This window comes from Pseudoalteromonas shioyasakiensis (assembly GCF_024518675.1).
Taxonomy (GTDB): domain Bacteria; phylum Pseudomonadota; class Gammaproteobacteria; order Enterobacterales; family Alteromonadaceae; genus Pseudoalteromonas; species Pseudoalteromonas shioyasakiensis_B.
Window position 1 is genome coordinate 213,856 of the sequence record NZ_JANIGL010000002.1, and the last position, 13,319, is coordinate 227,174.

The window sequence follows — 13,319 nt, forward strand, 5'->3', positions numbered from 1 at the left end:
TTTAAAACTCTTGTTCTTGCTCTACTAAATCAAGCATCCATTCTTTAAAGGACACTATTTTACCCAGCTCTGATTGTGATTCACGGTTAACCAAGTAGTAGGCGTTTTTACTTTCTAGGCTATGGCTAAAGGGGATCACCAAACGTCCGGCATCAATATCTGGTTTTGCTAGAACACTGTTACCAATTGCAACGCCTTGACCATGAACAGCTGCTTGAAGCACCATAGATGAGTGACTAAATATAGGGCCTTGGTTCACTTGCACGTTACGCACACCGGCGGTTTTCATCCAAGTTTTCCAGTTTTTCCTTGTCGTATCATGTAACAAGGTGTGATTCGCCAAATCGCTCGGTTGGTTAAGGGGTTTAGGCCCTGTTAACAACATAGGGCTGCACAGTGGTACTAAGTATTCAGTATGTAACTTATGGGTTTGTACGCCGCTCCAATGACCGCGACCATAATAAATGGCAACATCAACGTCATCTGAGAGGGAGTTTTCATCTTGATCTTGAGCTTTTATTCGCACATCTATTTCAGGATGTAACTCATTAAATAAACTAAGTCTAGGTACTAACCATTGGATTGCAAAACTTGGCGTTAGGCTCACCGTTAGGGAGCCTTTGGCACCTCTCGCTAGCAGCTTTTCTGTGGCATCAATCAACTGAGTAAAAATCTCTTTGATATCTAAAAAGTAACCCTGCCCTTCTTCGGTGAGCAATAACGAGCGATTTTTGCGTAAAAAAAGTTTTAAACCAAGGTGTTCTTCAAGTGTTTTTATTTGATGACTCACTGCGGCCTGAGTGACATAAAGCTCTTCGGCAGCTTTGGTGAAGCTCAAATGGCGAGCAGCTGCTTCAAATGCTTTTAATGCATTTAATGGCGGGACGCGTCGAGACATATTAACCACTCTTAGAATTAGTTTTTCTTATGAGTGGATTATATACCCATGCCAAGGATGTGTATATTCGAGAGATAAAAAAAGCGACTTACGTCGCTTTTTAAACCACTTATTTTAGTTACAAATCGTTGGCACTAGTATCCAGCGGTGCAAAGCTTTTAATCAAATCATCAACCGCTTTCATTTGGCTCAAGTAGCCTTCTAATTTACTCAATGCAAGAGCACATGGGCCATCGCACTTTGCTACATTCGGATTAGGATGCGCTTCAATAAATAACCCTGCAAGCCCCAATGCCATACCACTGCGTGCAAGCTCAGCAGCTTGTGCACGGCGTCCGTCGGCAGAGTCTGCACGCCCACCAGGACGCTGTAAGGCATGAGTGGCATCAAAAATAACCGGTGCCATAGGCTTCATGTCGTCCATACCAAGCATATCAACAACTAGATTATTATAACCAAAGCTAGAACCACGCTCACATAGGGCTACATTATTGTTGCCAGCCTCATTGAACTTGGTGATGATATGGCGCATTTCATGGGGCGCTAGGAACTGTGGTTTTTTAACGTTGATCACAGCGCCAGTTTTTGCCATTGCTACCACTAGGTCAGTTTGACGAGCTAAAAAGGCCGGTAGCTGAATCACATCTACCACTTCAGCAACCGGTGCTGCTTGATGTGGTTCATGTACATCAGTGATCAAAGGCACATTAAAGGTGGTTTTGATCTCTTGAAAAATTTTCAATCCTTCGTCCAAACCTGGACCACGGTATGAGTTAATAGACGAGCGATTTGCTTTATCAAATGATGCCTTAAAAACATAAGGAATGTTAAGCTTGTTCGTTACTTCTACGTAGTGCTCTGCGATACGCATCGCTAAATCACGCGACTCTAATACGTTCATACCACCAAATAGTACAAACGGCTTTTCGTTCGCAAGTTCAATATCGTTAATTTTAATTAAATGATTGTTCATTTTTAGTCCTTAAGGTGCAACTGCTTGCATCATTAATCCACAAATATATGCCATGTAAGTACCGACTCCGTAGCCCATTACTGCTAACAATACGCCCACAGGGGCAAGCGAAGGGTGAAACGCTGATGCAACTACAGGCGCTGAAGCGGCGCCACCCACATTTGCTTGCGAGCCAACAGCCATATAGAACAACGGCGCTTTAATGATTTTAGCAACAATCAACATTAAGCTTGCATGAGTTAACATCCAAATTAAACCAATCACAAAGTACATCGGTGATTCAAGAATGGCTGTTATATTCATATGTAAACCAATTGAGGCAACCAAAATATATAAAAAGCTCGATGCCACTTTGGATGCACCAAATGACTCAATATGGCGTACTTTAGTAAAAGATAAACTAATACCAATTGTGGTTGAAATAACAATTAGCCAAAAGAACTTACTATTTAAACTGTATTCTTGCGCCCATGGGAAATTCGCACCAAAGAAAGGACCTAAAAAATCAGCACAAAAATGGGCAAGCCCCGTAATACCGAATGCGATAGCAATGATCGTCATATAATCATTAAGTGTAGGCATACGGGCATGTTCTGCTTGGTATTTTTCTACACGATTTTTTAAGTCTTCAATTGCGCTGGTATCTGCCCCTGTTTTAGCGTCAATCGCTTTATGGTTAGCCGCCATTAATAGTAAAACTGCCATCCATAAGTTTGCCACAATGACATCAACAGTCACCATAGCAGAGAATATATCGCCGCCGACATCAAACATTTCTTTCATTGAAGCTTGGTTCGCGCCACCGCCAATCCAACTACCGGCAATGGTCGTCATACCGCGCCAAACAGCATCAGGACCGTGGCCGCCGACCGCGTCAGGGTAAACGGCACTCATCACAAGTATGGCTAAGGGGCCACCAATTACGATACCCACTGTGCCGGTTAAAAACATGATCAGGGCTTTGGGGCCTAAATTAATAATCGCTTTTAAATCAATACTAATGGTGAGTAGAATTAAGCACGCTGGTAATAAATAGCGCGAGGCAACGTAATACACGTTAGAAGAATGACCATCGACAATACCAAAGGTATTCAATAATGATGGTAAAAAATAACACAATAATAATGCAGGGACATATTTGTAAAACTTCTTCAGCGCTGTATTTTCACTATGTGATGTTTTAAAAATAAAGCCGAGAATTACAGCTAATAAACCAAATACAACAGCATCATTGGTGATCAATGCAGTATGGGCGTCAGCCATGTTGATTTCCTTTAAATTTAGTGGTGAGTTTTATTATTATCTTCGAGTTCTTCAATCTGATGTTGAATAATTTCAATGGCAGGATCATCTGGGCATTCATCAATAAAAAATTGCAGATCATCTCGTGCCATCTTTGGACAATCTAACTGATTTAGTAAATAACCGCGATCGCGACGTTCATACGGATCATCCCCTAACATTTCCATTAGCATTTCGACACAAGTCAGTGCATGGCCAAATTTATTTTCACTAATAAACGCCCATTTCTGTTGTGCTAAGTAAAGCTTGTAAACATCTTCATCAAAAATCAGCTCAAGGGGTTCTTGCCCATCGCCGTTTTCTTCGCTGGCATTTTCAGGAATGATATACCAACTTTGTTGACCTGAGCTTGGCTCTAATACATAGCCTTCCTCGTCGCTAATTGCAACATGGACGTTGACGTCATTATTACTAATGCATACGCTGGCGTCATAATCAGCATGCTGTAAAAGATGGCATAGCAAAATCCCCAAGGTAGTAGGTGAGCCGCTGCGCATTGCCAAAGTATAACTAAAGCTATTGAGAGTGTATTCAGGTACTTTTAAACTAGAAACACTAAACATCCACTTGGTATAAAACATATCAAGCAAAGTATCGAGACGGTCATGAATGTCGTTTTCTTGCTGGCAAAGCTCAGTAATTTGGTTTTCAAGTTCACTAAGAGTTGCAAAGCTTTGGCTTAGATGAGCTTGCGGATCCCATTTGGCTTCTGCACTTATACAGCGGTACAAAGCCGCTGGAGTAAATGCACCATAGTTTTCATCTTGATAGGTTTCGTTTTCATCTTCAAACCAAGGTGTGGTCATTAATACTGCAACATCTATTATTAATACGAAGAGTTAGTTTACCTAGTTTTTGATTCAGTTACCAACGCGTTTACAGCCCAAAGAGAGGAAGATTACTCTTTGGGCTAAATTTTTTAAATATGGCGGCGTTTGTTAAAGTAGCAGCGGAGTTTTCGTAACGGCCAGCTTACCGATTAAAGCAATAACAGCTGTCGTTACAACTAAAAAGCCAATTTTAGCTGCCATTGCTTTTTGCTTGCTAGCAATAATACCAAAAGCTATGTACGCGACCACGAGAATAATTTTCTCTAACAGCCACATCTGTTCCAGCGGGTTTATTTTCGCAATGGCCATTAAAACAATGGCTGATATCAGTAAAAAGGTATCTGTTGCGTGGCTACCAATAAAAACCACTTTATTTTTCGCAATGGCCCCACTGCCCATACGTGAGAACGATCGTACATAAAATAAAAGTATACTTAAAACGGCGATTGCCATATGTGTGTGTTTTACTGCTAAATAATCCATATGCCCCTAACTACTCTTTAATGTTAATTTTAAATTCGGTATTAATTTTTTAATCTGGATATAACGCTAATATTTTCTCTAATTCACCTACTTGCTGATTAAACACCTCAACTAATTTAGGCTCAAAGTGTTTACCTTTTTGTTCGTTAATTTCACTCACTACCGACTCAACACTCCACGCTTCTTTGTAACAACGTTTGTGGCGCAGTGCATCGTACACATCGGCCAGTGCCACAATGCGACCAAAAATATGAATGCTTTCGCCTGCTAACCCTTGCGGGTAACCGCTGCCATCCCATTTTTCATGATGATCGCGGGCTATTTCAGCTCCTGCTTTTACAATATCCCGCTTCGAGCCCTGTAATATCGCATAGCCTTTTTGCGCATGGGTTTTCATTATTTCCCACTCTGCCTCTGTAAGCTTGTCAGGCTTATTCAAGATAGCATCAGGAATACCAACTTTACCTACATCGTGTAGTGGTGAAGCTAAACGTATTAATTCAGCTTCGCGCTTAGATAAACCATAACCAAGGGCTAATGCATTACAAATATGCGACACCCGTTTAACATGATTGCCAGTTTCTATAGAACGTTGCTCAAGCGCTTCACTTAAACGAAGTACCAACTCTTGTTGTGTCGCTTCGACCTCAGCTTGCAATTGGACATTTTCATACGCTAACTGCACATTTTGCGAGAAGATCTCTATTAAATGTCGTTGGGTGTCTGTTAAATGTTGGGGAATACCTGAAATAAACAGCATTGAGTTATGGTTATACTCACTACAACAATAAGCAAACAAATAGTTATTTTTATAAACTATCGTTTTTTCTTGCAGGGCTTGCTTACAAGCGAGTAATTGCTCACTATTGAGCACTTCTTCAATTGCTTTGCCTTCGCTGCGCTCAAAATCACCGCGCCCCGAGAAAACGACTAACTTTTTTTGATTTTCATCAGGGTTGCTCGCCACTAGGCTGGTCGCATACATTGCTTTATCAACGGTGCCAAGCAATGATGTGAGCTGCTGCATGACTCCCTCAATAAAGTTTTCCAGCGAATGAGCTGAAAAAATATCCCGTGAAGCTTTAATTATTTTTTCAAGGCCCTGTCGAGATTGTTCGATAGATAAAATATCGCGGTATGAACGTAAACTCGACATAACCACTGTAAACAGTTTCTGGGCTGTCAGCTCTGTTTTCGACTTGTAATCATTTATATCATAATTAACAATAACTTGACGTTCTGGAGCTTGCCCAGGCTGACCGGTCCTAAGAATGATTCTGATATGGTTATTTTTGGCGGTTTCGCGAATATACTGAGCGACTTTCAAGCCTGCGTCATCAGTTTCCATGACAACATCAAGCAAGACAATGGCCGCATCGGGGTGACTATCAATCATTACTTTAGCTTCTTCGCCAGAATAAGCGCTAATAAACTCTAACCGTTTATCTTGAAACTCAAAGTCACTTAAAGCGAGTTTAGTAACAGCATGTACTTCAGGTTCATCATCGACAATGATAACTTTCCATGTTCCCTGAACAATATTACTTACTTCTTCTTGTGGCTCATCCGAAAACAAAAAATCATCCATCACACTGGGTCCTTTGAGAGCATTTACATTGTATTCTCACAGCGCTTTGTTGTTTATTTTGGCCACTGTGCGAACGTTACACGATCGTTATTTGCTAAATCTTTCACTGTAAGTATATTTGTATACGCCATTTGTGCAAAAAAACTATGCACTTTAGTACTTTGTTGATAACCATGCTCAAACAATAGGTAACCATTTGGCGCTAAATAATCCCTTGCTTGCGAGATAATATGCTTAATATCTGCCATGCCGTCATCATCAGCAACCAGCGCAGAACGTGGTTCAAAACGAACATCACCTTGGTTCAGGTGTTCATCATCATGCTCTATATAAGGAGGATTACTTACTATTAAATTAAACTTTTGATTACTGACTTCACTAAACCAGTTACTTTGTAAAAATGTAACGTGCTGCAATCCTAATCGCTGTTTATTTATTGTTGATAATGCAACTGCTTGCGCTATGCGGTCAACCCCTGTGATTTGCCAATTTGATTTTTCAGAAGCTAATGCCAAAGCAATTGCGCCTGTTCCTGTGCCTAAGTCAAGAACTTTGGCATCATCATTAAGCGGTAAATCAAGGGCAACTTCAACTAAGGTTTCGGTGTCTGGGCGAGGTATGAGCGTGGTGGCATTAACCTGTAAAGGCAAACTCCAAAACTCGCGTGTGCCGGTAATATGCGCAACAGGCTCTCCCTTTAAGCGGCGCTGACAATAACTATCAAATAATTGTTGTTGTTGCGCAGAGAGGTGTTTTTCAGGCCAAGAAAATAAATAGCTTCGTGGTTTTTGTAATACATCAAGCAGTAAGACTTGAGCATCTAACTTGGCGCTGTCAGTGCTATTTTGCAAAAGCAAAGTAGCACTGTGGATGGCTGACTCAACCGTGTCTGTCACCGTTATTCATCACCCATAGCAGCTAATAAATCAGCTTGGTGTTCTTGCATCAGCGGCTCAATTACACACCCTAAATCACCTGCAACTACTTCGTTCAAACGATACAGTGTTAAGTTAATGCGGTGATCTGTGATACGCCCTTGCGGGTAGTTATAAGTACGAATACGCTCAGAGCGGTCGCCACTTCCCACTAAGTTACGACGTTCAGAGGCCTCTGCCGCATGGCGTTTTTCATCTTCAGCTTGTTGTAGGCGTGCAGCAAGTACTGACATAGCTTTGGCACGGTTTTTATGCTGTGAACGCTCATCCTGACACTCAACCACAACGCCCGTAGGAATGTGTGTAATACGTATTGCTGAGTCGGTTTTATTAACGTGCTGACCACCGGCACCCGATGCACGAAAGGTATCAACCTTGATATCTGCGGTGTTTATTTCAATGGCTTCCGCTTCCGGTATTTCAGCCATGACAGCAACCGTACAGGCTGAAGTATGGACACGTCCTTGAGATTCAGTCTCTGGTACACGTTGTACACGGTGCGCGCCAGATTCAAATTTAAGTTGGCCGTAAACACCTTCCCCACTGATATTAGCAATGACTTCTTTAAAGCCACCGTGCTCACCTTCGTTGGTGCTAACCACTTCTACTTTCCACTTTTTAGTTTCAGCGTAGCGAGTGTACATACGGAATAAATCACCGGCAAAAATTGCGGCTTCATCACCACCCGTGCCAGCACGCACTTCAAGGAACACATTGTTATTATCACGCGGGTCCTTTGGTAGCATCAGTACTTGAATTTGATCTTCAATAATTTGAATTTGCGATTTTGCTTCTTTATATTCTTCTTGCGCCATTTCACGCATGTCAGGGTCTGAATCTTTTAGCATTTCTTCAGCGGTTGCAACATCGTCTTGTGACTGTTGGTACGATAAAAATGCTTTTACAATTTCTTCAAGCTCTGAATATTCTTTTGAAAGAGCACGAAAGCGATTTTGGTCGCTGATAACAGAGGGGTCACTTAGCAGCGCTTGCACTTCTTCATAACGCTCAACTAAGGTTTCTAATTTACGATAAACGGACTCTTTCATGTAACTGCTATTCCTGATCAATACCTAACATTTTCTTTAATTGGCTTAACTGATCAACTTCACCTTTTTTCGCCGCATCTTGAATTGCACGGGTAGGCGCGTGCATTAAACGGTTGGTTAATTTGTTGGCCAGCTCTAATATTACTTTTTCTGCGTCTTTTCCGGTTGTTAATTGGCTAATAGCCTTATCAACCAGCTCAGACTTAATATCGTGTACATCTTGACGATAACTGCGAATTAAATCCACAGAGTCAAGTGAGCGCATCCACATCGCAAATTCAGCACTGCGATGGCTAATAATCTTTTGTGCTTCTTCTGCTGCTTGCTCTCGTGAGGCGATATTCTCGCTCACAATGGCTTGTAAGTCATCAACGGAATACAAATACGCAGCATCAAGCTCCCCGACTTGGCTTTCAATATCCCGCGGCACCGCAATATCTATAAATAACATTGGTTTATTACGACGCTGTTTGAGCGCTTGCTCCACTACACCTTTACCAATGATAGGCAAAGTACTTGCGGTGGAACTAATCACAATGTCGGCTTGGTGTAAACGCTCAGGTAACTGGGCTAAGGCAATTACATCAGCTGATACGTCTTGCGCTAAAGAGCGTGCACGCTCTATGGTACGATTAGCCACGGTGATTTGTTGCGGTTCATTTTGATATAAATGTTTAGCAACCAACTCAATAGTTTCACCTGCACCTATAAGCAGCACTTTGGTTTTATCAAGCTTTCCGTATATATGCTTTGCTAAATTAACCGCAGCATAAGCAACAGAGACCGCACTTGCGCCAATGTCAGTTTCAGTGCGTACTTGTTTTGCCACTGAAAACGTTTTTTGAAATAAACGGTCAAATACCACATCCACTGAGTTGTGGTTTTTTGCACTATTATAAGCCTGTTTAATTTGGCCAAGTATTTGTGGCTCACCTAAGACAAGCGAATCTAACCCGCAAGAGACCCGCATTAAATGGTTTATGGCCTCATTATCTTGATGGCAATAAACATTTTTGCTCAGTTCTTGTTCATCTAAACCGTGGAAACTAGCTAACCATTGCAACAGTATTTGGGAATTTTGCTGAGCAAGGCTACAATAGATTTCTGTGCGGTTACAGGTTGATACTATAACCGCTTCATTAAACTGATCATGATCACTCAATTGCTGTAAAGCTTCTGATAATTGTTCTGGTGAAAAGGCGACTTTTTCACGCAGTTCTACAGATGCGGTTTTATGATTAATACCAAGTGCTACTATGGTCATATGTGCCAAATATTGCTAAGCCATGCTCGAAAGGCAGTAATTTTATCAAAAATCAGCGGAATATGGAAAGTAAGGAACGACATTTGATTCGACTATATTTGATTTTACTCACATTTTTTTTATTTTTAAGTGGTTGTGCGCAACGAATTAACCCACAAACAAGCCTTTATAGCGACTGGAAAGCAAAACTAGCAAGCCAAAACACTTGGCAGGTTGAAGGGAAGCTGGCATTTATTAGCCCCGATGAACGTCAATCAGCTAATTTAAATTGGCAACAACAAGATGACTTTAATGAACTGATACTCACTACTTTTATTGGCACTCGCATATTAGCACTTAAGCAAGATGTTCAAGGCGCAGAGCTTGAGTATGACGGTGATACCTATCACGATACGAATGCGGCTCGCTTATTAACTCGTTTAACAGGGTTTACTATTCCGCTTGATAGTGCCGATGATTGGCTTAAAGGCACGGTCACGAATGAGTCGCTACAAGTAGATGAACTAGGTCGCGCCAAAAGCGTAGTATGGCAATCAATTAATGGCCAACAATGGCATATTAGCTACGCTAATTACCACCAATACGCGGGCTTTTGGTTACCAAAATCACTCACTCTAAAACATCAGAATATCAAAATAAAAATTCAACTTTACCAATGGTACTTCAATTAATATGACTGATAGCACTTTGACCCAGTTTTCATTACTCGCTCCAGCTAAGCTTAACTTGTTTTTACATATAAATGGCCGTCGTGATGACGGCTATCATGAGCTTGAAACCCTGTTCACATTTTTAAATTATGGTGATCAGTTAGATTTTATTTTATTGAATTCTCCCTCAATTGAAGTAACCGGTGATACACAGAACATCCCTTTAGCAGAGAATTTGATCTACAAAGCAGCTGTTTTATTGCAAAAACACACAAAAACCCCTTTAGGTGCAAAAATAAATTTAACCAAAACTTTGCCAATGGGAGGCGGTGTTGGCGGTGGTTCTTCTGATGCTGCAACGACCCTTTTAGCACTCAATACTTTGTGGCAATGTCAGCTTTCTATTGCTGAATTAGCACAGCTTGGTGTCACACTTGGCGCAGATGTTCCGGTTTTTATAAATGGTCGAAGTGCCCTAGCGCAAGGGATTGGTGAGAAGTTAGTCGATGTTGAGCTTGAACAAAAATGGTATTGCGTGGTTCACCCAAGTGAGCATGTTAGTACCGCAAAAATTTTTACTCACCCTGATTTGATACGCAATACACCTAAGCTGAAAGGGGATTGGCAACAGCAAGTTTTACGTAACGACTGCGAGCCATTAGTTAAAAAGCTCTGCCCTGAGGTTGAAAAAACCCTCCAGTGGTTGCTAAAATACGCTCCGTCTAAGATGACTGGCACAGGTTCATGTTGTTTTGTTGAGTTTGCAACACAAGCTGAGGCTCAACATGTTCTGAAAAACCTCCCCCATAATTGGGACGGTTTTATTGCCAGTAGCGTTAATACCTCTCCTGCCCATACGCAGTTGAACGCAATTCATTTAAGCAATCAAGTAACGTACAAGTAAAATACAATTTAAGTTAACAAATGACGCAACTGCCTCATTTGTTAGTCCAAAAATTCAGTGCCTGAGGAACCCTACCGTGCCTGACATGAAGCTCTTCGCTGGTAACGCAACACCTGAGTTAGCTCAAAAAGTTGCAAAACGTTTATATATTGAAGTAGGCGATGCTGTTGTTGGCCGTTTTAGCGACGGTGAGATCAGTGTTCAAATTAATGAAAACGTTCGTGGCTCGGATGTTTTTATTGTGCAATCAACCTGTGCCCCAACTAACGATAACTTAATGGAGTTAATCGTTATGGTTGATGCATTACGTCGTGCGTCTGCAGGTCGTATTACAGCCGTTATTCCTTATTTTGGTTATTCTCGTCAAGACCGTCGTGTACGTTCTGCTCGTGTGCCAATCACCGCTAAAGTTGTTGCCGATTTCCTATCAAGTGTAGGTGTTGACCGTGTTCTTACGGTTGATTTACACGCGGAGCAAATCCAAGGCTTCTTTGATGTGCCAGTTGATAACGTATTCGGCAGCCCAGTATTATTAGAAGATATGAAAGAACGTCAATTTGATGATGTTGTTGTTGTATCTCCTGATATCGGTGGTGTAGTACGTGCCCGTGCTATTGCTAAACTACTCAACGATACTGATCTTGCTATTATTGATAAGCGTCGCCCACAAGCAAATGTTTCTCAAGTAATGCACATTATTGGTGATGTTGAAGGCCGTGACTGTATCATTGTTGATGATATGATCGACACCGGTGGTACTTTATGCAAAGCCGCTGAAGCATTAAAAGAGCATGGCGCTAAGCGTGTTTTTGCCTATGCAACGCACCCTGTTTTATCTGGCACTGCAGCAGAAAACATTCGTAACTCTGTTATTGATGAAGTCATTGTTACTGATTCAATTCCTCTGTCTGATGAGTTAAAAGCGATTGATAAAATTAAAGTACTGACATTAGCAGATATGCTTGCTGAAACAATTCGTCGCATTAGCAACGAAGAGTCTATTTCAGCGATGTTTGAACATTAAGAACACTATTTTACAGTGATTAAAGCGCCTATTTGGCGCTTTTTTTTTACCCTGTGTTTCTTTTACTAATGGGTGGTGTTATGATAGCGCGCCTTTTGGCTAGGGACCTTGGTCGCAAAGGCCCTAACACTTTTAAATTATTGGAGACATTATGTCTGATACAACTTACACTTATGACGCTGAACTTCGCGTAGAAACTGGTACTGGTGCGAGCCGCCGCCTACGTCGCGAAGACAAAGTACCTGCAATCCTTTACGGTGCAGATAAAGAAGCAGTAGCGCTTACTCTTGCTCATAAAGATATGATCAAAGCACAAGAAAGCGAAGGTTTTTACACTCACATTCTGACGCTTAACATTGGCGGCGAGTCTGTTGAAGCTATCTTAAAAGATATCCAACGTCACCCATTCAAGCCAAAGCTTACTCACCTTGATTTCCAACGTGTTGACGCTACTCATAAACTTCATACTAAAGTTCCTCTTCACTTCATCGGCGAAGATATAGTAACTAAACTTGGTGCAACTGTTGTTCACCAGTTAACTGAAGTTGAAATCACATGTCTTCCAAAAGCACTTCCAGAATTCGTTGAAGTTAACGTTTCTGATTTAGTAGCTGGTGATTCAATCCACCTTTCTGACCTTAAACTTCCTTCTGGCGTTCAATCAGTTGAACTTGCTAAAGGTGAAGGCCATGATCAGTCAGTAGTTACTGTTAAAGCTAACAAAGCAGCTCCAGCTGAAGACGAAGAAGCTTCAGACGCTGCTGAATAATATTTAAGGTCTTGCACCTTGAATTCTATTCAAATGCTTGTGGGCCTGGCTAATCCAGGCCCCGAATACGCAAACACACGCCACAACGCAGGTGCTTGGTTCATCGAGCAACTCGCAGCACGCTACAACTGTACGCTTAAACACGATCCTAAATATCACGGCCTAACAGGCAAAGTGATCATTCAAGGCCAAGAATTCAAATTATTGATCCCCACCACCTATATGAATTTAAGTGGTAAAGCGGTCAGTAGTTTAGCCAATTTTTTCAAAATCCCGATTGAAAACATCTTAGTTGCACATGATGAAATGGATTTAGATCCCGGTGTCGCCAAATTAAAAAAAGGGGGTGGACACGGTGGTCATAATGGCCTAAAAGACATTATGGCAAAAATGGCAAATCAAAAAGACTTTATGCGTTTACGCGTCGGTATCGGTCATCCTGGACACCGCGAAATGGTCACAGGTTGGGTGCTTGGAAAAGCAGCCAAAGAAGACCAAGAGAAAATGGATGCCGCTGTTGATGAAGCAGTTCGTTGTATGGAAATACTTGCAAAAGACGGTGTGTTAAAAGCACAAAACAGACTTCATTCGTTTAAACCCTAGTAACATTGTTATTAAATTGGTTGAACGGATCTAAACAAGGTATCTTA

General features: G+C 41.5%; 14 protein-coding genes. 5 read left to right on the plus strand and 9 right to left on the minus strand.

Annotated elements, in window-relative coordinates; translation table 11 throughout:
• Nucleotide 1: 1 nt before the first annotated feature.
• The 9 genes from NQT69_RS06760 to hemA form a co-directional block, all read right to left on the minus strand.
• Nucleotides 2-898 (minus strand): transcriptional regulator GcvA, encoded by an 897-nt coding sequence (locus NQT69_RS06760; RefSeq protein WP_256826911.1) that lies wholly within the window; start codon nt 896-898, stop codon nt 2-4.
• A 118-nt stretch (nt 899-1,016) separates the two neighbouring features.
• Nucleotides 1,017-1,871: a 3-deoxy-8-phosphooctulonate synthase gene (gene kdsA, locus NQT69_RS06765; protein WP_256826912.1), complete on the minus strand. Its 855-nt coding sequence runs from the start codon at nt 1,869-1,871 to the stop codon at nt 1,017-1,019.
• A gap of 9 nt (nt 1,872-1,880) precedes the next feature.
• A complete protein-coding gene (locus tag NQT69_RS06770; protein WP_256826913.1) occupies nt 1,881-3,134 on the minus strand; it encodes a DUF819 family protein in 1,254 nt (417 codons plus the stop codon).
• A 17-nt stretch (nt 3,135-3,151) separates the two neighbouring features.
• Nucleotides 3,152-3,979: a tetratricopeptide repeat protein gene (locus NQT69_RS06775; protein WP_256826914.1), complete on the minus strand. Its 828-nt coding sequence runs from the start codon at nt 3,977-3,979 to the stop codon at nt 3,152-3,154.
• Nucleotides 3,980-4,111: 132 nt separating this feature from the next.
• Nucleotides 4,112-4,486, minus strand: coding sequence for a SirB2 family protein (locus NQT69_RS06780; RefSeq protein ID WP_256826915.1), 375 nt, complete (start codon nt 4,484-4,486; stop codon nt 4,112-4,114).
• Between the two features lie 49 nt (nt 4,487-4,535).
• On the minus strand, nt 4,536-6,074 hold the full coding sequence (locus NQT69_RS06785; protein WP_256827423.1) for a DUF3369 domain-containing protein: 1,539 nt from the start codon (nt 6,072-6,074) through the stop codon (nt 4,536-4,538).
• 53 nt (nt 6,075-6,127) lie between these two features.
• A complete protein-coding gene (gene prmC, locus NQT69_RS06790; protein WP_256826916.1) occupies nt 6,128-6,970 on the minus strand; it encodes a peptide chain release factor N(5)-glutamine methyltransferase in 843 nt (280 codons plus the stop codon).
• A 2-nt stretch (nt 6,971-6,972) separates the two neighbouring features.
• Nucleotides 6,973-8,058 (minus strand): peptide chain release factor 1, encoded by a 1,086-nt coding sequence (gene prfA, locus NQT69_RS06795; RefSeq protein ID WP_256826917.1) that lies wholly within the window; start codon nt 8,056-8,058, stop codon nt 6,973-6,975.
• Between the two features lie 7 nt (nt 8,059-8,065).
• The gene (gene hemA, locus NQT69_RS06800) at nt 8,066-9,322 is read right to left on the minus strand and encodes a glutamyl-tRNA reductase (protein WP_256826918.1); all 1,257 of its coding nucleotides are present in this window, start codon (nt 9,320-9,322) and stop codon (nt 8,066-8,068) included.
• An 83-nt stretch (nt 9,323-9,405) separates the two neighbouring features.
• Between hemA and lolB the strand changes: the two genes are divergently transcribed.
• From lolB to pth, 5 genes are all read left to right on the plus strand, one after another.
• Nucleotides 9,406-9,993: a lipoprotein insertase outer membrane protein LolB gene (lolB, locus tag NQT69_RS06805; RefSeq protein WP_256826919.1), complete on the plus strand. Its 588-nt coding sequence runs from the start codon at nt 9,406-9,408 to the stop codon at nt 9,991-9,993.
• Between the two features lies 1 nt (nt 9,994).
• The gene (gene ispE, locus NQT69_RS06810) at nt 9,995-10,876 is read left to right on the plus strand and encodes a 4-(cytidine 5'-diphospho)-2-C-methyl-D-erythritol kinase (protein ID WP_256826920.1); all 882 of its coding nucleotides are present in this window, start codon (nt 9,995-9,997) and stop codon (nt 10,874-10,876) included.
• Between the two features lie 76 nt (nt 10,877-10,952).
• Nucleotides 10,953-11,900, plus strand: a complete 948-nt coding sequence (locus tag NQT69_RS06815; protein ID WP_256826921.1) for a ribose-phosphate pyrophosphokinase — start codon at nt 10,953-10,955, stop codon at nt 11,898-11,900.
• A 151-nt stretch (nt 11,901-12,051) separates the two neighbouring features.
• Entirely contained in the window at nt 12,052-12,669 is a 618-nt protein-coding gene (locus NQT69_RS06820; RefSeq protein ID WP_256826922.1) for a 50S ribosomal protein L25/general stress protein Ctc, read from the plus strand.
• Nucleotides 12,670-12,687: 18 nt separating this feature from the next.
• Nucleotides 12,688-13,272, plus strand: a complete 585-nt coding sequence (gene pth / locus NQT69_RS06825) for an aminoacyl-tRNA hydrolase (protein ID WP_372822936.1) — start codon at nt 12,688-12,690, stop codon at nt 13,270-13,272.
• The last annotated feature ends 47 nt before the right edge of the window (nt 13,273-13,319 follow it).